Origin of the sequence: Mesorhizobium sp. M1334, assembly GCF_040317995.1 — a bacterium.
Classification (GTDB): Bacteria; Pseudomonadota; Alphaproteobacteria; order Rhizobiales; family Rhizobiaceae; genus Mesorhizobium.
Window position 1 is genome coordinate 193,961 of the sequence record NZ_JAMYLM010000001.1, and the last position, 24,191, is coordinate 218,151.

A 24,191-nucleotide genomic window follows, 5' to 3' on the forward strand; every position below is an offset into this window, starting at 1 on the left:
CAGTCCGATCGCCGGTTCCGCCAGGGAACTGGCGACTGTTCGAATCCAAGTTGCTCTAGGCTGGCAATGCGCTAGTCTCGCCTTCTGGAGCGGCCAGAGTGGGGGCTGGTGTGAGAATGAATTTGGGCGTTGATCTGCTGCGGATCGAGGATGTTGGCATCTCTTTTGCCATTATAGGGGGACCGTTGCATGCCGTCAGGCGTGCGAATCTTCGCGTCTTGCCCGGCAAGGTTACCGCGCTTGTGGGCGAGTCCGGTTCCGGAAAATCGGTTCTCAGCCAGGCTGTGATGGGCATTTTGCCGAACACAGCCCATGTTCGCGGCCGTATCCTGTTTTCCGATCCTGAAAAGCCCGGCACGACGCAGGATATCCTGCAGATGCCGCGTGACGGACCCGAAATCCGGGCGTTGAGAGGCAGCCGAATCGGCAAAATATTTCAGGAGCCGATGACATCACTGTCGCCGCTGCATACGATCGGCAATCAGGTCAGCGAATCCCTGCAGATTCATACGCCCACGGCTCGGGTGGAGCGCAAGGCGCGGACCGAGGAAATGCTCGGACTTGTCGGCTTTCCCAACCCCAAGCGCGCCTATGACATGTATCCCTTTGAACTTTCGGGAGGATTGCGTCAACGCGCCATGATCGCCATGGCGCTTATCTGCCGGCCCGCCCTGTTGATCGCCGACGAGCCGACAACGGCGTTGGACGTCACCATCCAGGCGCAAATCCTGCAATTGCTGCGCGAGCTTCAGACGAAGCTGAACATGGCGATGCTGCTGATCACGCACGACCTTGGCGTAGTCGCCAATGTCGCCGACGAGGTGGTGGTCATGTACCATGGCGAGATCATGGAAGCGGGACCTGTGGAGGCGATATTCCGCCGGCCGGGCCACCCTTACCTGAAGGGCCTGATGGCAGCCGTTCCGCATTTCGACCTGAAGCCCGGCGAAAGGCTAAAGGCGCTCCGCGAGGTGCCGGTGAATGTCGGGAACCTGCTCGGCAAGCAGACGGCGCCGGCATCGAAGGGGCCGGACGACCTCCTGCTGTCGGTCAGGGATATGACAAAGACCTTCACGATCCGCAAGTCCGGATGGTTCGGCGGAGGTCATCAAACCTCTGTTCGCGCCGTGGACGGCGTGAGCTTTGATATCAGGCGGGGCGAGTGCCTGGGTCTTGTCGGCGAAAGCGGCTCCGGCAAAACCACCGTCAGCAAGGTCCTCATGCGGGCTGTCACCCCTAGCGGCGGCTCTGTGATCTTCAACGGCCGCGATGGTCCGATCGACGTCTTGAAAGCCGAGGGAGACGCTCTGCGCATGCTGCGCGCGAAAATCCAGATGGTCTTCCAGGATCCGGTTTCGTCGCTTTCACCTCGCATGACGGTGGAGAACATTTTGAGCGAGCCGCTGGAAATCCATCAACGTGGCAATGCCGCGTCCCGACTCGCCACGGTCAAGAACCTGATGCAGGCAATCGGACTCGACCCGCGCTTCATAAAGCGTTATCCGCACAGTTTCTCCGGCGGACAGCGTCAGCGTATCGGCATCGCGCGCGCGTTGGCGCTGGGGCCTGAACTCCTGATCTGCGACGAGCCAGTTTCGGCACTCGATGTCTCTGTCCAGGCGCAGATCCTGAATCTTCTGAAGGACCTGCAGAAGGAACTGGGCCTGACCTACCTGTTCATATCCCACAACTTGGCGGTGGTGGACTACATGGCAGACCGCATCGCGGTGATGTGCGGCGGGCGTATCGTCGAGCTAGCGCCGCGCGAAATTCTGCTTAGGAAACCGGTCCACCCCTACACGCGCTCACTGGTCGCCGCAGTCCCTTTCCCCGATCTCGACAGGCCGATGGATTTCAAGACTCTGAAGCTCAGCGGCGCTTCCGACACCAGCGCATGGGGACCGCAATTCCGCGACCAGGGCGACGAGGACATGCTGTCGCCGCTCGATCTTGGCGGCGGCCACCTCGTGCTGGCGCGACGTTCGGCCGATGTCAGCGAGCTACGCCATTGATCAGCCGGCGCACCGTCCTTGGACTCATGGCTTCGGCATTTCTGCCGGGCACGTTGCGCGCCGGCGATCTGGAGCCGGAATTTCTTCAGCCGCAGTTGAAGGCCAGGGCGCTGCCGGCACTCGCCGAACGCCTGCCCAAGCGCCCGCGCGCGTTGAATCTCGCTGCGATGGGCCGGCAGCCCGGCCAATATGGCGGCACGCTGCGCACGATCATTGGCAGCCAGAAAGATATCCGGATGATGACGATCTACGGGTACGCTCGCCTGGTCGGCTATGACGAAAAGCTTAACCTGCAAGCCGACATTCTCGAAAGTTTCGATGTAGCGGATGATCGTGTCTTCACTTTCAAGATACGAGAAGGACATAAATGGTCTGACGGTAGCCTGCTGACGTCGGAGGATTTTCGCTATTGCTGGGAAGATGTCTGGCTGAACGATGAGCTTTCGCAAGGCGGGCTCGCCCCGGCCCTGCTGGCGGACGGCAAGCCGCCACGCTTCGAGATCGTCGATCCGTTGACGGTCCGCTACAGTTGGGATGCGCCCAATCCCGACTTCCTGCCCAAGCTCGCCGCTGCTTCGCCCCTATCGCTTGTTCTGCCGGCCGCCTATCTCAAGCAGTTCCACAAGAAATACCAGGATCCATTCCGGCTCGCCGGCCTAATGAAGGAGAACCGGGCCAAGAAATGGACGCTCTTACATATCCGCATGTCGCGGCAATATCGCCCGGAGAACCCGGAACTGCCGACGCTCGATCCCTGGCAGAACCGGACCAAGCCGCCGGCTGAGCAGTTCGTCTTCGAGCGGAACCCGTTCTTTCATCGAATAGACGAGAATGGCCGGCAACTGCCCTATGTCGACCGGATAGTCATGAACGTCAGCTCGTCGGCGATCATTTCCGCTAAGACCGGTGCGGGCGAGAGCGACCTGCAAGGCATGGGAATTGACTTCACCGATTACGCCTTCCTGAAGGATGCGGAGAAGCGCTACCCGGTGAAGATGCATCTCTGGAAACGCACACAAGGTTCGCGGCTGGCGCTGCTGCCCAATCTGAATTGTGCCGACCAGGTGTGGCGCGGCCTTTTTCGTGACGTGCGCGTGCGCCGCGCACTTTCGCTCGCTGTGGACAGGCGCGAGATCAATTTGGCCGTGTTCTACGGGTTGGCGCAGGAAAGTGCCGATACGGTCCTGCCGGAGAGCCCGCTCTACCGGCCGGAATTCGCGAAAGCCTGGGTCGCCCATGATCCCGACCAGGCCAATGCCCTGCTCGACGAGGTCGGGCTTCAGGCGCGTGACGATGACGGCCTGCGGATACTTCCCGACGGACGCTCGGCGCAGCTCGTAGTGGAAACGGCCGGCGAAAGCACGCTGGAAACCGACGCGCTCGAGCTCATCACCGATCACTGGCGCAAGATCGGCATCGCTCTGTTCATCCGGACTTCGCAGCGCGACATCTTCCGCAGCCGCGCGCTTGGTGGCCAGATCATGATGTCGATGTGGTCGGGCATCGACAATGGCGTGCCGACCGCCGACATGAACCCCTACCAACTGGCCCCCACCGTCGACGACCAGCTGCAATGGCCGCTCTGGGGTGCTCACTACTTGTCCCGTGGCAAGGTCGGCGAAGCGCCCGATCTTCCGCCCGTGGTCGAGTTGATGGATTTACTCAAGCGCTGGAACGCATCGACCGAAGCCACGGAGCGCGCCGAGATCTGGAATTCAATGCTGTCGATCTATACCGATCAGGTGTTTTCGATCGGCACGGTGAACGGAACGCATCAGCCGGTTCTGGCATCCTCGCGGCTGCGCAATCTGCCCGACAAGGCGCTTTACGGCTACGACCCGACCGCCTATTTCGGTGTCTATATGCCGGATACATTCTGGCTTGGAGAGTCCTGAGCGTGCTTCGATATTTGGTCTGGCGCATCGCCGTGATGGTTCCAACGCTGCTGGTCATATCGGCACTGGTGTTCACGATCATCGAACTTCCCCCAGGCGACTATTTCGACAGCTATGTTGCCGAGCTTCGGGCTCAGGGCGAAGCGGTGGATTCCGATCGCATCGAGATGATGCGCAAGGAATATGGTTTCGATAAGCCACCGGTCATTCGCTACTTCTACTGGGTCGGCGGGATGCTGCACGGCGATTTCGGCTATTCCTTCGAATATGAGCTGCCGGTTCGCGACGTCGTGGGGGACCGAATGTGGCTGACGGTGCTGGTTTCCTTCGTCACGATCATCTTCACCTGGCTCATCGCCTTTCCGATCGGCATGTACTCCGCCACACATCAATACAGCTGGGGCGACTACGGCCTGACTTTCTTCGGCCTTCTCGGCCTTGCGATTCCGAACTTCATGCTGGCGCTGATCCTGATGTATTTCGCCAACATCTGGTTCGGCACGTCCATCGGCCACCTCATGGACCAGCAATATCTCGGCGAGCCGATGAGCTGGGCCAAGGCGAAGTCGATCCTCGCCCATCTCTGGATTCCGGTCTTGATCATCGGCACCGGGGGCACGGCAAGCATGATCCGGCGGCTGCGAGCCAATCTGCTCGATGAGCTACATAAGCAATATGTCGTGACCGCGCGCGCCAAAGGCCTTCATCCCTTCAGGGCGCTGGTCAAATATCCGCTGCGCATGGCGCTCAATTTCTTCATTTCAGATATCGGCTCTATCTTGCCAGCCATCATCTCCGGCGCCGAAATCACGGCAATCGTGCTGTCTTTGGAGACGACCGGGCCGATGCTGATCAAAGCGCTGCAAAGCCAGGACATGTATCTGGCAGGGTCGTTCCTGATGTTCCTGGCCTTCCTGACGGTCATCGGCGTCCTGATTTCCGACCTGGCGCTGGCGCTACTTGATCCGCGAATTCGTTTGCAAGGCGGCAGCACCAAATGAACACGCAATCGCCGCTGCCCGCTCCGGGTACCCCACTGCAACACTATGTTTCCATCGAGCCCTTTGACCTGCAGTCGGTCGAGGCGATGACGCCGGAGCAGGAGAAGGTCTTTCAGGCGTCGCAGTTGCGGCTGATGTGGTGGAAATTCCGTCGGCACCGGCTTGCCCTTGTATCCGGCATATTCCTGGCAGCGCTTTATTTCGGGATACTGATCTGCGAGTTCCTGGCGCCCTACGATCTGCACACGCGCAACATGGACTACATCTATTCGCCGCCGCAACGGGTGCACCTGTTCCACAACGGCCAGTTCGTCGGGCCGTTCGTCTATGGCCGCCAGATGACGCTGGATATGGACACGCTCAAGCGGAACTACATCGAGCAACAGGATGATGTTCAGCGGATCCGTTTCTTCTGCAAGGGCGACAAGTACCGGTTCTGGGGCCTGATCGAAGGTGACAGGCATTTTGTCTGCCCCGCCGAAAACGGCCAGCTCTTTCTGGCCGGCACTGACAGGCTGGGGCGCGATGTGCTCTCGCGCATCATCTATGGCGCACGCATTTCACTGACAATAGGCCTCGTCGGCATCAGTTTCAGCTTCCTGCTCGGCATTGTCATCGGCGGACTGGCCGGCTATCACGGCGGTATCTTCGATCTGATCGTTCAACGGATAATCGAAGTTCTGCAATCGATCCCCAGCATTCCGCTATGGCTGGCTCTGGCGGCAATCATGCCGATAACCTGGAGTCCGATCCTTATCTATTTCGGCATCACCGTCATCCTCGGACTGCTCGACTGGACCGGACTGGCGCGGGCCGTGCGTTCGAAGCTTCTAGCCTTGCGCGAGGAGGATTACGTTCTGGCCGCGCAATTGATGGGCGCCAGAAGCAGCCGCATTATCCGCCGACACCTCATTCCCGGCTTTATGTCGCATCTGATCGCGACGGCAACGATCTCCATACCCGGCATGATCCTGGGCGAGACGGCGCTGAGCTTCCTCGGGCTCGGCCTGAGGGCGCCGATAACCAGCTGGGGCATCCTGCTCACCGAGGCGCGCAGCGTCAGCGTGATCGCGTTCTATCCATGGCTGCTTTTGCCGATGCTCCCCGTCGTTCTCGTCATCTTGGCGTTCAACTTCCTCGGCGACGGGTTGCGGGACGCCGCGGACCCCTACAAGTGACATCGCTATTCCGCCGCGCGCCGCGCCGCCGACTCCACCCGGTATGATCCTTGTCGGCAGCCTGTTCGCTTGTTGCAGTGTTCATCGTTCGCCTCTACACGCGGCAAGACTCGATCGGGGGTTAACACGTCGCCTCTGGTTTCAGCCGCGAAACGCTCTGGTCGGGGCAGTTGATTTCGTGGACTTGTTCAGGAGATACAATCGCGCATGAGTCGCCTCGACAGTTTCATCCGGAGGATGACCGCACAGCGCGACATACTCGATTATGTCTGCGCCGAGGTGGCGAAGATGGAGGGGCCCGTGCTCGAGCTCGGCCTCGGTAATGGCCGGACGTTCCACCATCTGCGCGAGCGCCTGCCCGGACGCCGGATCATAGCGTTCGACCGCGCACTTGCCGCACACGCCAGCTCAATTCCCGAAGCTGAAAACCTCGTGCTCGGCGAAATACGCGAGACGGCGAGCAGGTTCATTGGCATCGACGCCGCTCTTGTTCATGCCGACATCGGCACCGGCTATGAAGATCGCGATGCAGTGATCTCTACCTGGCTTCCCGATCTGACCGCGCGCCTACTTCGCGTCGGCGGCATCGCGGTCAGCGGCACGCCGCTCGATCACCCGCAGTTGCAACGCCTCCCGCCGCCACCTTCGGTTCCCGCCGATCGTTATTTTATCTGTAGGCGTGTGTGAGGGGCCGGGACGAGCCAAATCTTCAGGGTCAAGCCTTTAGGGGCCAAACCTTCAGGAGCCAAACCTTCAGGGGATCGTGTATACTGCTATCTCCCGGTCAATGCCGCGCAGTGAGACCTCGTGGGGCACGGGCGTGAGCGCATTCCTGTGCAAGAGATCAGCGGTGAGATTGTCGTCGACCACCGCTCGAGTGGCGAAGATCGCCTGTGCGTTGGCAAGGTTCTGGACCCGCGAAGCAATGTTGACCGTCTGGCCGAAATAGTCCTGTCGCTCATTCATAGACACGGCGATGCAGGGGCCGGCATGGACTCCGATCTTGAGCAGCAGATCCTCGCGCCCGCTCTTGTCGTTGAGCGTACGCATGGCATCGCGCATCCTGAGGGCTGCAGCGATCGCACGATCGGGCGTCGCGAAGGTCGCCATCACCGCATCACCGATCGTCTTCACCACCGCGCCTGCCTCCGCCGTGACGATCTCGTGCAGAACCTGGAAATGCTCGCGCACGAGATCGAAGGCTGAAAGGTCGCCCACCCGCTCGTAAAGCTCGGTCGATCCGCGCAGGTCGGTGAACAGGAACGTCAGGCTGGTGATCTTCAGGCGCTGGTTGATGTCGAGTGTATCCGTGCGATAGAGATCGCGGAACGTCTGGTTGGTGAGCAGGCGCTTGGCGGTCAGGAAGGGCCGGCGTTTTCCCAGGAAATCATGCAATGCCTGGCTGGCGATGAAGACCGTCGGCAGCACGCGGGTGTCGGTCCGGTTTTCCAGCGAAATGCGCAACGGGCCGGGTTGCATCTCCAGCGTCTGGTTCTGAACATGGTCGCGGTCGAAGGCCAAAGAGAGGCTTCGGCGCTCCTTTGTTGGTTCGCCCTTCCCGTCGATGAACTGCGCCGAGTGGGTGACCGGCTCGAAGACGATGATGAATTCGGACGGAAGCTGTATGGGCAGAACCGCCTTTTCACCGGGCGCAAGCTCGATATCCTCCAGCGAGAACGTTTCCATCTTTTCCGCGAAATGCTCTTCCGGCAGATCGACGCCGGACGCCCAGTAGATCTGGCGGAAATATTCCGCCACCGGCAGTTCGTGTGGATTGTGGGCGGCAATCCTGCGCACGCGGGGACTGACGGTGAATGTCACCTCGACCATCTCGTCGAGGGTCGGTGAATAGCCCTCGGAGCACAGCGCGCAGGTGTATTCGTCCCTTTGCAGGGTTTTCAGCGTGGCGTTGGTGTCGAGGACGCCGCCACAGCCGGGGCACAGAACATTCCAGGAAATGTCGAAGATGCCCACCCGCGCGGCATGGAGAAAGGCGCTTATTGCGCGCTCCTCGTCGAGGCCATGCTTGCTGGCGAAGGCTGGCGCATTGATGCGGCAAAGTTCGCGGTCCTCGCCCTCCGCGATGGTTCGCTTGATCGCGTCGATCGCCTGTGGATCGACATCGGCCGATTGTCGCAGAAGAGAGAACAGATCCTGAGCTTCGTTCATTGTGCAGGCTCCGGAAAATGCACCCCGTGGCGTTTTGACCGGACCGGTCTTTGGTCCGAATGCTCCATCTTACTTCGAAACGAACCGTACGGCCATTCGAATGGATAAGCCTGGTGACCGTTCACTTAGACCGATTTTAACCGGCCGCAAGCAGCATTATGATGGTCCATGGAGCCTTCATCTTTGGGATTTTCTCCCATGCCGACATCGGACAATCCGCCATTTCCCGCGGCCCTGCGCCTTTTCTCTGCGGTCGTCATCATCGTCCTGATCGTAGGCGCCGGCCTGTTTTTCGTGCCTGTTCTGGTCAAACCGGGCTGGCCTTGGGCCGTCACGCCGTTCAATGCGCGCTTCCTCGGCAGCTTCTACACCGCCGAAATGGTCGTGATGGCGGCGCTGCTGGTCTGGAATCGCTGGTCGCCCGGCAGGCTCGTGCTCGTCATGGCCTTCATCTTCACCGTCATCGTGTCGGTGGCTTCGTTCATCAATCTCGACTATTTCAACTTCGAGCGCAAAGCGCCCTGGCTGTGGTTTTTGGTCTATCTTGCTTCGGTCGCGGTATCCGGGCTGTTCCTGTGGCGGGCCAGGGCCCGTCCTTCTGCGAAAGGCGTGACCTTAAATCCCGCATGGCGTGGCTACATGCCGGCGGAATCCGCGATCCTTGGGCTCTATGGCGTCGGCCTGTTGCTGTTTCCCCTGACATTCAGTGGCATCTGGCCATGGCCGATCGATGCCTTCCACGCTCAGGTCTACAGCGCAATCTTCCTCGCCGGTGCGGGCGGTATATATCTCGTCTGGAGAAGCGCGCCGCGCGAGGAACTGCTGGTGCTCGGGTTGGCACAGTTTCTGGTTGGCCTGCTTGCCATCCTCGGCGTCGTCATCACCGACGCTGCGGTGCACCGGATCGACTGGACGGCGATCGGGACATTGTGCTGGCTCACGCTTTTCGGCTGGATCGGCACCAGCGGCGTCTTCAAACTCTACGCCGCCTCCCGGTATTTTAGCTCGCAATCGGCATCATAGGTTGAGAGACGGCTGGATTTTCAGGTGGCGTCCGGTGCATCGTACCGGCCGATTGCCTTCGCCGGGAACGCCATGACCAGCACGACCTCGCCACCCTCCGAGAAAATCCAGCCGCTGCTCCGGTCCGTCCGGCCAAGCGATGCGGAGGCGCTTTGCGCTATTTTCAACATGCCGGGCTTCCGCCGGGGCACGCTCAGGATGCCTTTCGAGATGGTGGAGCAGGTGGCGCGGCGCATCGCCAAGTCCGGCCCGGAAACCACCTGGATCGTTGCCGAGCTGGACGGCAAGGTCGTCGGCCACGGCAGCCTGGTCGTGCAGGGTTCACCCCGCCGTTCGCACATCGGCGAGATCAATATCGGCCTTGACGATGCCTTTGTTGGCAAAGGTATCGGCTCTGCCATACTTGGCGCGCTGCTTGACGTGGCCGACAACTGGCGCGCCCTGAAGCGAGTCGAATTGACCGTCTATGCCGACAACGAACCGGCCCTCCGTCTCTACAAGAGCCACGGCTTTGAGATCGAAGGCCGGCATGTGAAGGCCGGCTTTACTGACGGGCAGTACCATGACCTCCTAAGCATGGCCCGGCTGCGGTTCTAAGATCCGCCGTTTGCCTTAGCTGTTTAGCCAATCTGACAATTCGTGCCGAGTCAGCGAACAGGGCTGCATCCACCAAGTCTGCTCTCGCTTGGCGTTTACACCGCAAGCGGCTAGACGGGACCAATGACCGCCGTCTTTGATCCAACCCCTACCCCTCCGCCGGAAATTCTGGCTGTGCTGTCGCTGCTCTGCCCGGAGGTCGTGCGCGACATCGAGCAGAACTGGAATGCACCGGTTTCCGATTACGCCCGCCATCTGTGGCGGCCGGTGGCAAGGCCTGCATCGGGCCCGGCGATCGCTGCCCGCTCGATCCTGCGCGAAGTCCTGCATCAGCGACTCGATAGGATCATGCGGCCTGAGGAGATCGGCAAGGCCCTCGACGAGTTCGAGCACAGACCGGTGATTCAGTCCGGCCTGCACTGCCTGCTTCTGATGGACCGGATCACCTTCGATGCCCTCCTGCTTGCCTGGCTCGGCGCGGTCGAAAACGGGCTGTCGGCCTTCGTCGGCTTCATGGGAGCGACGATGACCATGGAGACAGTTGGCCGGGAGGGGCCGGGATGGCTCGATGTCGGCGACGACAAGGTCAACCTGTTCGGCATGGGGCGCCACAAACTGTGCCGCAAAAGCGCCTGCGTGGCCGGTCCCGTCTCCCTCAACAAGCGCGCGCTCGAAACGGTGGGCGATGAAACGGATGCCAGCCGCTGGCTGGGCACACTGCTTGCCAGCCAGGACGAGGTGTTTGAAACCGCCGCCGATGCGCTGACTGCCCTGAACAAGGATCTGGTCGCCAATTGGGATCGTGCCGGCATGGCCCTGCCGGTTTTCATCGATGATCGAGCCGCCGCGGCTGCCATGGCGCGGCATCTGGAATATGACGGCAGCCTTCTTTCCAGACTGCTCATTGAACCCGCAAGACGCCAGCGTCTCGAACGTGCCTGGCAAGAGGCCGCATCGAGCCCATTTGGCAGATTCCTGCCCAATGCCACGGACTATTTCTGGGGCATCCGCGAGGAGCGCGTGCGCAAACTCGTTCTCGAGAACGGGCACCTGATCGAGCCCGACAGGCCGCAAGGTCTTTCCATCCCGTTCGAGCGGCCGTATCTCAGGCAGGCGCTGCTGGACGGCGTGCTGCTGCCGAACTTGTTCCTGACGTTCCTCGTCCTTGCCATATTGCCGCGCGCGCGGGTCGTGGGGGGCCTAAGACAGATTGGCTATGTAGCGCTTTTCCACTCGATCCTTCTGGCCGCGCTAGACGAAAACGCGCCGGAAGAGCGCGATCTGGCTGCGGAGCTGCAGGTTCGGGAAAATGCCTGGGGCATGCGGGTCATCGATGAAAAGATCTCAGTCCGCGAGCAGCTTGCCGGCCTGCCGGAAGGAGCGCTCTTCCCGGACCTGCTCCGGCAATACCGATTGCGGACATTTGCCGAGACGACCGACGACCTAAAACTGGTTCGCGAAAACGCCAGATGGCGCAAGATCGGCCAGGCAGAGATCAAGCCGACCTGAGCCTAATTCGCAACCGCAAGCTGACAGCGAGCCAGCCGTTGCATCAAGAGGTCATGCGTAGCGCTCTGCCACCGGACCCACACGGATGGCTCGATGCCCATTTGCGCTGCCGCTTGCTCGTCGACGGCTATCGGTGCATCCTTGTGATTAGCCTGGCCGTGCAGTGCGGGCGAGATCACGCCGTCACGGCCACTAGTGAGGTCTTGTTCGATGGACTGCTCGGGCTGCGGTTTCGAGATTGAGGGCGGTTACGCCTTCTGTCCGAGGTGTGGCAGGCGCCAGCCCGTGGCATGCGCCAGTTGCGGCTACACCTGCGCACCTGATTTCGAGTTCTGTCCGAAATGTGGGGCAAGCGTCGGTGCGCCCGCAAAAGCCGTCGAACGGCCTGCTCCGGCACCAAGCCGGACCATTGTGCCGCCTTCTCGAACTCCGTCGCTGCTTCCGAACATCGAAAGCGAAGAAGGGCTGCATCCCGTCTCCGACGCCGATCGCCGGACCGTAACGGTCCTGTTCGCCGACCTTTGCGGCTTCACGACACTCAGTGAGCAGCTCGACCCCGAGGTCATGCAAGCGCTGCAGAATAAACTGTTCAAGGAATTGACGGCGGCCGTGCGAAACTTTGGTGGTTTCGTCGACAAATTCATCGGCGATGCACTGCTCGCTTTGTTCGGTGCGCCGGTCGCGCATGAGGACGATCCGGAACGTGCGCTTCGCGCCGCTCTCGACATGATCGCCCGGACGGCGCGGCTCGGCGAAAGCACCCCCCACTCCGGCTCGCCTCTGTTACTCCACATCGGCATAAACACTGGTCCGGTCGTTACTGGCGGATTGGGCATCGGCACCGCCAGATCCTATTCGGTGACCGGCGACACAGTGAATACGGCGCAACGCCTGCAATCGCTGGCCGCACCGGGTGAGGTGCTGGTAGGCGAGCTCACTCACAGGCTGACCCGGCATGCCTTCTCTTATGAGTCGCTCGGTGATGTCGTGTTTCGCGGCAAAGCTGGCAGCGTGCTCGTCCATCGACTGGACGCACCGTTAGCGGTGCCGCGTGCAGCGCGCGGGCTCGAGGCGCTCGGCCTCAGTGCGCCGCTAATTGGTCGTGGTGCGGAGCTCAATAGAATGCTGGCGAGCCTTGACCAGGCGTGCGGCGGCTCGGCCCAACTTGTCCGCCTCGTCGGAGAAGCCGGCATCGGGAAATCGCGGCTGGTGAAGGAGTTCGTCGCCCGCGTCGGCGACGAGGATCGTTTTCGCAACGTCGCCGTGCGGCAGGCCACGTGCTCACCGCTGGGTGAACAATCTTTTGGCGCCTTGGGCGCCGTGGTGCGCAGCGCTGCCGGGATGATGCAAAACGACAATGGGGACGAAATGCGGGGGAAGCTCGCAGGCTTGCTTGCCGATCTCGGCCTGCAGGGCGAGGAGGCGAAGCGGCTGATGCCTTTGCTCTATCATGTGCTCGGCCTTGGCGACCCCGATGCCACCTTGCAGCATGTCGAGCCTGAGCAGTTGCGGCGGCAAATTCTCTACGCAGTCCGCACAATCATCGAACGGCGGCTTGCGTTGTCGCCGCTGTTGATCGTCGTCGAAGACCTGCACTGGGCCGACGCCGTGTCGCTCGAGGCACTACGTTTCGTGATGGACAGGTTAGAACGCACGCGGTTGATGTTGCTGGTTACGCATCGTCCGGCGCCGGACAACGACCAGCTCGACTCAAGTCGGGTCAGTCACACAGCGCTCAGGCTTCCGCCGCTCAATAGTGATGACGGACGCAGGCTGCTCGCGGCGCTTTTCGGCGAGAGCTGGGTAAACTCCGCAGGAGGGCTTCTCGATCAGATCCTCGAGCGCGCGGGCGGCAACCCCCTTTTTGTAGAGGAGATCGTTCGCGGCCTTATCGATCGCGGTGTACTGATGCGAGAGGGCCAGCGATGGCGGACTGTGGCCGGCGAAGTCGCAACCGGCATCCCCGCCACTATCCAGGCGATGTTGCTTGCCCGCGTCGACCGGCTGCCCCCAGAGGTGCGCCGGTTGGCCCAGGAGGCTGCGGTAATCGGCCCGCGCTTCGACGCCACACTTCTGAAATCCGTGACAGCCGACCCCGGCCGGCTTGAAGCCGGCTGCGAACTGCTTTGCGATGCGGAAATCATCGAGGAAGTTGCCGGATCAGGCTCGGTCTCGTCGCAAAGCTACCGCTTTACGCAAACATTGCTGCAGGACGTGATCTACCAGAATCTGCTCCTGCAACGCCGGACCGACATCCACGGGCGGGTCGGTGCTGCCTTGGAGCAACTGTGCGGCGACAAGCCGGAACGGCTCGAGGATTTGACCGTGCTCGGTCATCATTTCGCACAGAGCGCCGAGCGGGAGAAGGGCGCGCATTACCTGCAGGCGGCAGGCGATCGCGCTCGCATGATATACGCCAACGACGACGCCCTTCGTTTCTACGAGCGAGCACTGACAGCATTGGAAGCGATCGGGCAAACACCGCTCAAACTGGCAATTGCAGAGCGCATTGCCGATTTGAGCGGCCCGGCAGGCCGCCGCGAGGTCGCGCACCACCACTACGAGACGGTGTTGCAGGCATACCGCGAATCGGCCAATCGCGTCGCCTCGGCGCGAGTTTTGCGTAAGATCGGTCGGCTGCTCTGGGACGTCGGCAAGCGGGACAAGGCAGAACCCTGCTATGCTGAGGCGGCAGCGCTCCTCGATGGGGCGGATGCCCCGATCGAGCAGGCGCATCTGTGGCAAGAACGTGGCCGACAGGCGTTCCGTAGCGGAGATCACGCTCTCGCGGCAAAATGGGCAGACGCGGCGCTGGATTGCGTACGCAATCTGACAACGGAGCATGTCTCCGAGGTTGGGTGTGATGCCACTCTTGTGACCGCCGAGGCACTCAATACCAAGGCTGTCGCGCTGGCTCGCCTCGGGCGAAACCGTGAGGCCGTGCGTCAGATTGAGCGTAGCATTGAATTGGCCGAAGCCGCCGGTCTGCTGGGCGCGGCTTGCCGCGGCTACACCAATCTCGGCGTGCTATACACGACCATCGATCCGGCACAGGCGATGGAGGTCTGTCGGCGCGGTCTTGAAGTGGCGCGCCGTATTGGTGATTTGGGTCTCCAGGCGCGCCTCCTCGCCAATCTGGCGGTCGCTTGTTGTACTTTCACGGATCGCTGTCCAACGGAGGGCGTGCCTGCTGCCGAGAAGGCCATCGAGATCGACCGGGCGCTCGACCAGCGCGAGCACCTGCCGGTGCCGTTGATCGTGCTTGGGCAGATCCATCAGTGCAACGGCCGTCCGGACCTGGCCGTTGGTTTGTTCCACGAAGCACTGGACGTAGCCCGCGAAACGGGCGAACCCCAACTGCTGTTTCCGTGCTATGATGGTCTTGCAACGCTTAATCTCGACCTCGACAATCTGGCCGAGGCCGAACGCTACTTTTCCCTGGCGCAGGGTATATGCGCCCAGCACGGGCTCGACCCGGAAGCTCTCGTGGTGCTGCCTTTTCTCGACTAGCCGGGGTTGGAGGTTGGAAATGTCCGCGCGTAGTGACTTGGTGCCGCTTCAACCGGGCGACCGTGCGCCGAACGTGGTACTCGACGCCATTACCCAGGAAGGCAAGATCGCGCTTGACGACTTTCGCGGACAAAAACCGGTGCTGGTCGGCCTGTTTCGAGGTCTGCATTGTGCGTTTTGCCGGCGCCATATCGCCGCCCAGGCGCGGCTTGATCCGGAGCTGCGCGAAAAGGGCGTGGAGAGCCTGACGGTGGTCAACACGCCGATCGAACGGGCGCGTCTCTATTTCCGCTACCATCCGATGCCGAATCTGCTTGCGGCCTCCGACCCTGAACGCGCTTCACATCGTGCTTTTGGACTGCCCAATCTCGAATTCACCCAAAACGAGACGAACTGGCCGTACAAGGTCTCGATGGCAGCGGCAAAGGATATGCGGGTCGACATACCAGGCGAGTTGCCCGGTCCTATGGATCCTCTTGAGGCCAGCGAAATCCTCAACAAGAAGGACCATTACGAACTGACCGAAGCCGACGAGCAGATGATAGCAACGGGACACGGACAATTGATCGGTCAGTTCCTGCTGGACCGGCAGGGGATCGTCCGCTGGAGCTTCACGGAGGTTCCAGAGGGCGGGCGATACATGTTTGGGGCGCCAAGCCCGCAGGAGCTGATGTCAGCCGTGTCCCAAGTCGCCCAATAGACTTGCGAACGAGGTAAGCGGAACGGGACGCTGAACAAAACGCGGAACCAACTTGTTACAAATCTAGACACTGACAAGTTCACGGTTCATGCGAGCACGGCCTCGACAACCGCAACAAAGTCATCGAGCGAACGATCCCCACGAATCTCGATGCGCGGAAGGTCGATGGGATCGCAATCGAGGTCCGCCGGCCCGTGTCTGCCGCCGAAGCCGATTCGATAGCCGCACTCCTTGGCCAGCCTGCCAAGCCGTCGGTCGGTGACTGAGAAGGGTGCCGCGAACGCCGCGGTTGGCCGACCGGTCCACCGTTCGATGAACATACGAGAGCGCAGAAGCTCGGCGGCCAAGTCAGAGCTCGACAGACCATCGATCGCGCGATGCGTCGCCAGATGGCTTCCGAAGAAGGCGCCTTCGCCGGCGAGGCGTCGCACCGTCCCGGCGTCCATAAGCGGCGTCGGCGGGCCGCTGTAGGCGTCCCACTGTGCACTTTCACCCACCAAGTCCGTCACCAGGAACACTTCCGCGGTCAGGTCGTTCGCGCGCAGGATCGGCCAGGCATGGTCGGCAAAGTTCTGGAAGCCGTCATCGAAGGTGATGAGCACTGGGCGGCCAACGAAAGGCTGACGGTTGGCGATGAACCATTCCAGCTGCTCGGAGCTAATCGCGTGAAAGCCATTGGCGCGCAGCCATGTCATTTGGCTGGCGAATGCGGCGGGCGTGAGCCGAAAACGGGCGAGCGCGGCCGGACATTCATCGGAGACGCTGTGATACATGAGAACAGGGATACGCTGCCGCCGCTCGCTACGTGCGACGTCGCGGCGCAAGGCCCGCGCCCCGCCCCAGACGATTTTTCGCGCGACCCCCATATCGATGCGCGCGCGGATTGGCACATGATCAATGACTTGTTCCGTCGCCACGTCGCCTGGTGACAGGCGGCGGAAGCGGTCTATGCGATAGAGCTCGGTCTGGATCGATTGCTCGAGGACAAGACCTGCGGTCCCTGCCAGCGTCTCCGAGATCGCTTGTGCACCGAATGCGTTCCAGTCGAAGCCCGTCCTCTCAGGATTGTCACGTAGCACGAATGCGTGTGCGCTGATGAAGCTGCCGCCAGGCGCCAATGCCTCAACGACTTTCTTGGCGAAGCGTTGCAACTCGGCGAGATCATCCAGGTAGTAGAGCACTTCCGAACAGAAGATCAGATCCATCTCACCCGGTAGCGTATCGGCCATGAAATCCAGTACGCCGAATTCAACATTCGGCTGATCGCCGCATCGCGCGCGCGCCCGCTCGATGGCTATGGCGGAGATGTCAGTTGCGGTCAAATGGCTCACGCGCGGCGCCAGTTGCCGCGTGAAGTGGCCTTCCGCACAGGCCAGCTCAAGCGCCCGTCCAATGTGACCGGCAGGCAGAATTTCGAGCTGCCGCTCATATTTCTCCTGCTCATAGGACGAACCGTAATTCCAGGGATCCTCGGTCGCGAAATAGCCATTCCAGAACGACGTGCGATCCTTGTCGTGCCTGGCCCGTGCGCGGCGCAGCGCCGGGGGAGGCTCCGCAGGTTCGGCGCTCGACCGAACCAGCTCCCGCGCTTCCTCGGCGAATTGGGCGAGTTTGCCGAAGTGACTGTCCGGATCGGACCGGCCTTCAAGCCGCTCAGGGGGCACGACATTCAGGATCAATTCGATCCAATAATCCCTTGTCACTGTCCCAAGTACGCCGAATTGCACGACAGCCTCGATCTGGCCATCCATCATCAGGTAGGCATAGATTTGATCGATTCCTTGCGGAAGTTCGACCGTGGTCGGATTTCGCGCGTCGACACGAATTCCAAGTGTCCGCGCCAGCCTGCGCGGCGCGGCGAGATCGTCGACGTCGAGCAGCATTTGCTCAAGATGGTACTGGACGCGGCGAGCCGCGTCGGGATTGTTCCAGACCTTGCCGAGTTCGATGATCAACTCGGTGAGGGAGCCGCCGAACCTGTCCCACCTGGCAGCCAATTGCGCTGGCACCGACAGGCTTCCGACCGCTAGGCCATCGAAGATCACCTTGGCGATCTCTCGCGCCCATTTGCGTCCTGGCGGGAGGGCGCGCAGGGACTGCGGGTTGATCGAGCGCGAGCCGCTGCCGCAATCCGACGCGGCGTTCCACAACGCGAACCACGCGAGTGCCTCGGAGGCGGTGCCGCCGTTCGCCTCGATCGCTCCATTGGCGTGAGCCGACGCCGGGTGTTTGACCCTAGGATCGGCGGAAAAGCCGTGGGCGATCACGATTTCAGCATCTGCCAGCATCTGCGTCGAATTGCGGCTGAGCGCGTTGGGGCTGGTCCGATAGAAAGCGAGCGGCTCATCGACCATCACCCAATTTTTGCCCAGACGTGCGAGGCGCTGCCACAGGTCCCAGTCCTCGCAGGTGCGCAGCGACACATCGAAACCGCCCAATTCGACAATTGTCTCCCGGTCGACCAGCAGCGCGTGAATGGCGATGGCACGTCTGCGGGCGAATGTCTCGAAGGGCTGAATCGCAACCTCCGTTGCGATGCACGACGGGGTGAGTTCGCCATCGGGCATCTCGCGCCGGCAACCGCAATAGGCGGCCACTGCATCGGGAACGGATTTCAGTGCGGCCAGCATTTTTGCGAGGAAGCTGGCATCCACCCAACCGTCGGCATCCAGAAACATGAGCCAGCGGCCGCGCGCTGTCGAAATCCCGCTATTGCGCGCGCCGGCGGCGCTATACGCGCAAGACCTCAACGTCCGAAATCGGGCATCGTGCTCTACATAACCGGCGATGATCGAGGGGGTGCGGTCCATGGAGGCGTCGTCGACGATGATCGCCTCCCAATCCACTATTTCCTGATCGAGAAGGCAATCGAGTGCGCGCGCGAGCGTTACCTCCGCGTTGTGCGCAGGAACCACGATTGAAACCAAGGGATCATGCGCCACGCCGTCTTACCCGCGCCCGGTTCGAAGGCAAAACAAGATGCGTTGATCTTTCTCGGCGTAGGTCGTCACAATCCACGCCGATCAGTCCGTCGACCCATCGTCCATCACCACTATATCCAGTATCTGGTAGGTCTGCCGGCGGATGCCGGCAAGCATTGCGCCGACGGTTTGCTCGGCATTGAGCATCGGTACCACACCGCCTTGCGGTAGCATCCTGGATCATCGAGCTTTCGTTTTCTTCGGCAAGAGTCGGCGAATGTCAAAACCAGATAATGGCATCGGCTGGCAGCACTGCCCTGTCAAGATAAGGGCGAATTAGAGGCGGGCAAAAAAGACTTGAACACAGGCTGAATGGCAGCGCGCATGCCCGACGGCTTGGAGCTGAGGTCGATGCGCCAGGGCATCTCCGCTCTCGCATTTCATCTGCAAAAAGATGATCCCAGGCGAAGACGCGAGCGCAAGCTGATCCGGATTCGAGGCGCGTATCGAAATCTACCCGACTGGGGACACACGAACCGACTTGAGCCGAGAAGATTCCGGCTTGCGGGTCGGCTATTTTGCTGACATGTTTATCAGTTTCTAAATTAGCGCTGTAGCAATGTCAAAAGAAGGGGCATGGGATGGCCAAGGAATCTTCGAGTACCGCTTCTTCGGCAAATAAGGCGGACGCAAATCTGACAAGTAATGCAGACGGAAGCGGGCTGACCTTCATGGCGGGCCAGGCTCGCGAGAGCGGGCCCCCCGGCGACGCTGTAGGTGTCGACAAGATACGTGATCTGCTGTTCGGCAACCAGATGCAGGACTATGACCGCCGCTTCTCCAAGCTTGAAGAACGGGTCTTGCAGCGCTTCAAGGATGTCGAATCCGAGGCCAAGCGCAATCTTGAAATGTACGAGTCAAATGCAAAGAAGCAGATCGACTCGCTTGCGGCGCAATTGCGGAACGAAAAAGACGCGCGAGCCGACGCCGACAAGGAGATTGATCGGAATCTTCGCGAGCAAAATCAGGCGCTCGAAAAGCAGGTGCGCGCGTTGTCGGATCAGTTGAGCGAGCTTGAGCGGGAAGTTGCGGACCGGATAAATCGAAACGATCATTTGCTGCGTGAGGAAATCAAGCAAAAGAATGAAAGCATTCAGATGCTGATGGAGAAAATGTTTTCCGATCTTGGCAATGTCAAGACTGACCGAAATCTTTTGGCTGGCCTGTTTGTCGAGGTTGCAAAATGTCTAAATCAGGATCCCGTCGGCAGCAAGAACAACTCGGAGCGTACCTGGAAAGTGAGTTGATGGGAACTTGACGTCGACTGTCGACCCAATCAGCCTCCCTAAGAGAGCGGCTTCGAACGATACAGAGATTGATCGCGAGGCTCTGGCTCGCCTTTTGATCGAAATTGCCCGGAACGTTGATCCGGACTATCGTGCGCGTCTCGACGGAATCCCAACCGCCGATCCTCGCATGGAAACGCTTCGCCAGTTGCTGGTCGGCCGCGAAATTTCGGAGCTTTCACGAGTTACCCACCTGCTCGACGAACCTGAGCAGCTTGCGGCGGCAGTGGGGGGCGTCCTCCCCGGTGCAGCCGCACGCGCGTCTCATGCGCAACTCGGCGAGGCCCTTGCGCCAGTTGTCGAGAGGGCTGTGCAACGGTCCATCCAGAAAAGCCCGCGCACGCTGACGGATATATTATACCCGGTGTTTCTGCCGGCTATTCGCAAGTCGATCGGCGAAAAGATCGACCAAACCTTTCAGTCGCTGAATGAAACCTTAAGACATATATTTACTTGGCATGGGCTCAAGTGGAGATTTGAAGCTTGGAGAACGGGGGCAAGCTTCTCAGAAGTTGTTCTTAGGCATTCTCTTGTCTATCGTGTAGAACATGTCTTTCTCATTCACCGCAATTCCGGGCTTTTGATCAAGCATGTAACTGCCGAAAATGCAACCAGCGAAGATCCTCAACTGATTTCCTCGATGCTTAGTGCAATTCAGGATTTTGTAAAAGACTCATTTAACGAGAAAGAACAGAGCGGCCTGGACACTATCCGTTTCGGGGAGCTTCGTCTCTGGTCGGAAGTTGGGCCGTTTGCGACCTTGGTTGCGGTGATCCGGGGAAATCCGCCGGAGGAATTACATGAAATAATTCGCGATGTATTGCTTCGCATCCATGATGAATGCTCACAGGCCCTGGAGCAGTTTGACGGCGACAGTTCGCAGTTGGCCGGCGTCGAGACGCAGTTGCAGACCTGCGTTGATCTGAAGCAGGAAGAATCAAACCAGGGATTTCCGTGGCTGGTCCTGGCTGCAGTCCTGCTGGTTTTGATTCCCGCAGGCGGTTGGTTCTTTCTTTCCTGGCAATCCGGGCAGCGCTGGCAAGCGTATGTGTCGCGACTGGGGATCCAGCCGGGCATCATCGTTGCCGAACAAAAGGTGCGCGATGGCCAATTCTATATTACCGGCCTGAGAGACCCTCTTGCCGCCGACCCGCAGTCGCTGTTGGCCGGAACGCAGGTCGATCCCGCCCGCGTTCATTCACACTGGCAATTCTATCAGAGTCTTGATCCGGAGTTCGTGTTGAAGCGGCTGACGGCGTCGCTGGTTCCGCCGGATTCAGTACGACTTTCGATCGTCAATGATCGCATCGTTGCCGAGGGGGAGGCTCCCGACACCTGGATAGATCGGGCGCGCGCAGCAGCCCAACAACTTTCGGCAGGCGGACCGGAATTCGATATCTCCAGGGTTCGTGATGTGAGCCCCGAAGCACGAGCGGCGGAGCGCTGGCAGACTTATGTGTCGCGACTGGAGGCCCAGCCGGGTATTATCGTTGCCGAACAAAAGGTGCGCGATGGCCAATTCTATATTGCCGGCCTGAGAGACCCTCTTGCCGCCGACCCGCAGTCGCTGTTGGCCGGTACGCAGGTCGATCCCGCCCGCGTTCATTCGCAGTGGCAATTCTATCAGAGCCTTGAGCCGGAGTTCGTGCTGAAGCGGCTGACAGCGTCGCTCAACCCGCCGAAATCGGTTCGGCTTTCGATCGTCGAGGATCGCATCGTTGCCGAGGGTGAGGCTCCCGACACCTGGATAGATCGGGCGCGCGCAGCGGCCCGACAGCTTTCGGCAGGCGGACCGGAATTCGACATCTCCAAAGTTCGTGATGTGAGCCCCGAAGCACGCGCGGCGGAGCACTGGCAGACTTATGTGTCACGACTGGAGGCCCAAGCGGGAATCATCGTCGCCCAGCAAACGGCGAGGGGCGGACATTTCTATATTTCCGGCCTGAGAGACCCGCAGGCCGCCGACCCGCAGGTTCTGCTGTCCGGAACAGGGGTCGATCCTGCCCGCGTTCATTCGCAGTGGCAATTCTATCAAAGCCTTCATCCGAAGTTCGTGGTGAAGCGGCTGATGGCGTCGCTGACTCCGCCGGATTCAGTACGGCTTTCGATCATCAAGGATCGCATCGTTGCCCAGGGTGAGGCTCCTGCCGCCTGGATAGATCGGGCGCGGGTCGCCGCCCAACAGCTGTCCGCGGACGGACTCTCTCTAGAACTCTCCGAGCTGCGTGAGTTGACCCCTCCGGAACTGACTCATTTGAGGGAGGCTATTCAAACGGTCAACATTTTCTTCGATTCTGGCAAGGCTGTACCGGGACCAGAGCAACTGCCGGTTCTCGACAAATTGGCGAATCAGTTGAAGGAATTGGCCACGGACGCCCGCAAGGCAGGGCTAACAGCACAGTTCATGTTGACCGGCCATTCGGACGAGACGGGCCGTGAAACGGCCAAGTTGTCGATCAGCGCCGCGCGCGCGGAAACAGTTCGTGCGCTTCTCAAGAAGCGCGGCGTCGATCCGGAATTGCTCTTGGTTCGCGGCGCGGGCACCTTTGAGCCAGCGGAGACTGAAAATAGCCGAACCGGGAGCTCCGCGAACCGCAGAGTTTCGGTTACGGTAAACTTCCACTAGGGCGGAGCCCAGGATATTGCAAAAGAAGATCTGCATGTTGGGCGGGTTCGCTGTCGGAAAGACGAGTCTGGTTCGCAGGTTTGTGCAAAGCATCTTTTCAGAAACCTACTTGACCACGGTGGGAGTGAAAATCGACAAGAAGAGTGTCGCATTCCCGGACAAAACCGTGGATCTGATTTTGTGGGATTTGGCCGGCGAAGACGATATCGGCTCATTCCGCGTCAGCTATGTGCGAGGTGCGAGTGGGCTCGTGCTTGTCGTCGATGGAACACGCGCTGCTACTCTTGCCGTGGCGCTCACGTTGCGCGAGCGGGCCGAGGCTGAATTCGGCGCTATGCCGTTTGTATTGCTGTTCAACAAATCCGATCTGGCCGATCGGTGGGCAATATCGGATAGTGAAATTGACGAACTGAGGGAACTTGGATGGCAAATCTATCTAACAAGTGCGCTTTCGGGTGAACATGTTGATGACGCGTTTCGTCAACTTGCTTCGATGGTCAGCAAATAAACCATGCATGTCTTGCCAAGAGAAGTTAGAAGCTGGATTTACGATTTCTTCTACAACGAGCGCTCGGTCGCATATCTAAAAATCGACGCCCAGCTTTGCGTAGCTGCGAAGGGCGGTAACGTTAGACATTACGGACTCTCGTCAGTTCGCATAGGTAAGCCTGTTGCCGAGCAGCTTGAATTCATGGAAGGTTTGTTGCCCTGCCCGGAGCTTCCATTTGATATGGCCATGGTCGAACTGCCCGGCGGGCGTGTCGCGGACCTCCATCTTTTTGCTGACAATGCCTGCGTGTGGCTGCTCTTTCTTGACGCCGCTGCCGAACGCGACAATAGGCAGCGGCTTCAACAGAAGGCTTATGAAATGACGCTTCTGCAAGAGAGGGAGCGTCAACTCAACGAGAAATTACAATCGATGAACGAGGCGTTGAGGGCGAGCCAAGAGGGATTGTCGCGTGAATACCAACGCGCCGAAGCCCTACTCCTCAACATTCTTCCGGCGTCGATCGCGGAGCGCTTAAAAGCGGACGAACAAATTGCAGACAACCATGCTGACGTGAGTGTGCTTTTTGCCGACATCGTCGGTTTTACGGAAAGAGCGCGGAGCGTCGGAGCCGTAACGACGCTCGCTATTTTAAATTACTTCTTCAAGGCGGCGGATCTGCTCTCGGAGCAATACGGCTGCGAAAAGATCAAGACAATCGGCGATTGTGTGATGGTGGTCGCTGGCCTGCCCGCCGCGCGATCCGATCATGCGGAAGCCCTTGCGCACTATGCACTTGAACTGCGCAACGAGGTCAAGCGCGAACGCTTCGCAGGAGAACCGATAAGACTCAGAATTGGAATTCACTCGGGACCAATCGTGGCGGGCGTCATAGGCAAAAGGCGGTTTGCCTATGACCTATGGGGCGACACCGTTAATCTCGCCGCACGTATCCAAACGTCCGCGGAGCCCGATGAAATCCGTATTTCGGATGCAACTCATCAACTGCTTGGACCAAATTTTGCTTGCGACCCACTCGAGGAAACGGAATTGCGTGGTACAGGTCGTGTGCGAATGTGGCGGCTCCCGGCCTGATTTGCCGCATGGCAGCGCCGACCCGGAAGCGCATTGCATCTCTAGCAACACATGGTTTCCAATGTCCGCAGCGGTGCGCGAAGCAGTTGACCACCGAGCGACCGCCAAAGGTCTGTCCTGGT

18 protein-coding genes are annotated in these 24,191 nt (G+C 60.1%); 14 read left to right on the forward strand and 4 right to left on the reverse strand.

All coding sequences use genetic code 11. From position 1 onward, the window contains the following. Positions 1 to 116 precede the first annotated feature (116 nt). The 5 genes from NKH17_RS01005 to NKH17_RS01025 all read left to right on the forward strand — a co-directional run bounded on the left by NKH17_RS01005 (position 117) and on the right by NKH17_RS01025 (position 6,773). Positions 117 to 2,012 (forward strand): ABC transporter ATP-binding protein, encoded by a 1,896-nt coding sequence (locus NKH17_RS01005; RefSeq protein ID WP_254818873.1) that lies wholly within the window; start codon positions 117 to 119, stop codon positions 2,010 to 2,012. Continuing rightward, on the forward strand, positions 2,009 to 3,907 hold the full coding sequence (locus tag NKH17_RS01010) for an ABC transporter substrate-binding protein (protein WP_352897962.1): 1,899 nt from the start codon (positions 2,009 to 2,011) through the stop codon (positions 3,905 to 3,907). Before NKH17_RS01005 ends, NKH17_RS01010 begins: the two co-directional genes overlap by 4 nt. Positions 3,908 to 3,909: 2 nt before the next feature. Continuing rightward, positions 3,910 to 4,908 (forward strand): ABC transporter permease, encoded by a 999-nt coding sequence (locus NKH17_RS01015; protein ID WP_254818875.1) that lies wholly within the window; start codon positions 3,910 to 3,912, stop codon positions 4,906 to 4,908. Continuing rightward, a complete protein-coding gene (locus tag NKH17_RS01020; RefSeq protein WP_352645124.1) occupies positions 4,905 to 6,086 on the forward strand; it encodes an ABC transporter permease in 1,182 nt (393 codons plus the stop codon). Before NKH17_RS01015 ends, NKH17_RS01020 begins: the two co-directional genes overlap by 4 nt. A gap of 207 nt (positions 6,087 to 6,293) precedes the next feature. After that, entirely contained in the window at positions 6,294 to 6,773 is a 480-nt protein-coding gene (locus NKH17_RS01025; RefSeq protein WP_352645122.1) for a class I SAM-dependent methyltransferase, read from the forward strand. 66 nt (positions 6,774 to 6,839) lie between these two features. On the opposite strand, the gene NKH17_RS01030 is transcribed toward NKH17_RS01025, so the two are convergent. Continuing rightward, a complete protein-coding gene (locus tag NKH17_RS01030) occupies positions 6,840 to 8,255 on the reverse strand; it encodes an adenylate/guanylate cyclase domain-containing protein (RefSeq protein ID WP_352897966.1) in 1,416 nt (471 codons plus the stop codon). A 198-nt stretch (positions 8,256 to 8,453) separates the two neighbouring features. Here NKH17_RS01030 and NKH17_RS01035 point away from each other — a divergent pair, with 198 nt between their 5' ends. Further along, positions 8,454 to 9,278 carry a hypothetical protein gene (locus NKH17_RS01035; protein WP_352897968.1) on the forward strand — a complete coding sequence of 275 codons (825 nt, stop codon included), beginning with the start codon at positions 8,454 to 8,456 and terminating at the stop codon, positions 9,276 to 9,278. A gap of 20 nt (positions 9,279 to 9,298) precedes the next feature. Here the strand turns inward: NKH17_RS01035 and NKH17_RS01040 are convergent, their stop codons facing one another. Further along, entirely contained in the window at positions 9,299 to 9,448 is a 150-nt protein-coding gene (locus NKH17_RS01040; RefSeq protein WP_352475788.1) for a hypothetical protein, read from the reverse strand. Between NKH17_RS01040 and NKH17_RS01045 the strand changes: the two genes are divergently transcribed. The 4 genes from NKH17_RS01045 to NKH17_RS01060 all read left to right on the forward strand — a co-directional run bounded on the left by NKH17_RS01045 (position 9,447) and on the right by NKH17_RS01060 (position 15,594). Continuing rightward, entirely contained in the window at positions 9,447 to 9,875 is a 429-nt protein-coding gene (locus NKH17_RS01045) for a GNAT family N-acetyltransferase (protein ID WP_352475789.1), read from the forward strand. The two genes, NKH17_RS01040 and NKH17_RS01045, sit on opposite strands and share 2 nt — an antisense overlap. Positions 9,876 to 9,998: 123 nt before the next feature. Beyond that, positions 9,999 to 11,384 carry a hypothetical protein gene (locus tag NKH17_RS01050; protein WP_352475790.1) on the forward strand — a complete coding sequence of 462 codons (1,386 nt, stop codon included), beginning with the start codon at positions 9,999 to 10,001 and terminating at the stop codon, positions 11,382 to 11,384. A gap of 210 nt (positions 11,385 to 11,594) precedes the next feature. Then, positions 11,595 to 14,894, forward strand: coding sequence for an ATP-binding protein (locus NKH17_RS01055; protein ID WP_352969901.1), 3,300 nt, complete (start codon positions 11,595 to 11,597; stop codon positions 14,892 to 14,894). Between the two features lie 19 nt (positions 14,895 to 14,913). Continuing rightward, complete coding sequence (locus NKH17_RS01060; RefSeq protein ID WP_254818884.1) at positions 14,914 to 15,594, forward strand: redoxin domain-containing protein; 681 nt, start codon at positions 14,914 to 14,916, stop codon at positions 15,592 to 15,594. A gap of 86 nt (positions 15,595 to 15,680) precedes the next feature. On the opposite strand, the gene NKH17_RS01065 is transcribed toward NKH17_RS01060, so the two are convergent. Both NKH17_RS01065 and NKH17_RS01070 read right to left on the reverse strand, forming a co-directional pair. Beyond that, positions 15,681 to 18,536, reverse strand: a complete 2,856-nt coding sequence (locus tag NKH17_RS01065) for a trifunctional glycosyltransferase/class I SAM-dependent methyltransferase/polysaccharide deacetylase (RefSeq protein ID WP_352969904.1) — start codon at positions 18,534 to 18,536, stop codon at positions 15,681 to 15,683. A gap of 81 nt (positions 18,537 to 18,617) precedes the next feature. Beyond that, entirely contained in the window at positions 18,618 to 18,722 is a 105-nt protein-coding gene (locus NKH17_RS01070) for a glycosyltransferase family A protein (protein ID WP_352475793.1), read from the reverse strand. 434 nt (positions 18,723 to 19,156) lie between these two features. On the opposite strand from NKH17_RS01070, the gene NKH17_RS01075 reads away from it, so the two are divergent. The 4 genes from NKH17_RS01075 (at position 19,157) to NKH17_RS01090 (ending at position 24,069) form a co-directional block, all read left to right on the forward strand. Next, positions 19,157 to 19,822 (forward strand): hypothetical protein, encoded by a 666-nt coding sequence (locus NKH17_RS01075; RefSeq protein WP_352475794.1) that lies wholly within the window; start codon positions 19,157 to 19,159, stop codon positions 19,820 to 19,822. Between the two features lie 94 nt (positions 19,823 to 19,916). Continuing rightward, a complete protein-coding gene (locus NKH17_RS01080; RefSeq protein ID WP_352475795.1) occupies positions 19,917 to 22,487 on the forward strand; it encodes an OmpA family protein in 2,571 nt (856 codons plus the stop codon). A 16-nt stretch (positions 22,488 to 22,503) separates the two neighbouring features. Next, positions 22,504 to 22,995, forward strand: coding sequence for a Rab family GTPase (locus NKH17_RS01085; protein ID WP_352475796.1), 492 nt, complete (start codon positions 22,504 to 22,506; stop codon positions 22,993 to 22,995). 3 nt (positions 22,996 to 22,998) lie between these two features. Next, positions 22,999 to 24,069: an adenylate/guanylate cyclase domain-containing protein gene (locus tag NKH17_RS01090; RefSeq protein WP_352475797.1), complete on the forward strand. Its 1,071-nt coding sequence runs from the start codon at positions 22,999 to 23,001 to the stop codon at positions 24,067 to 24,069. Positions 24,070 to 24,191: the final 122 nt, after the last annotated feature.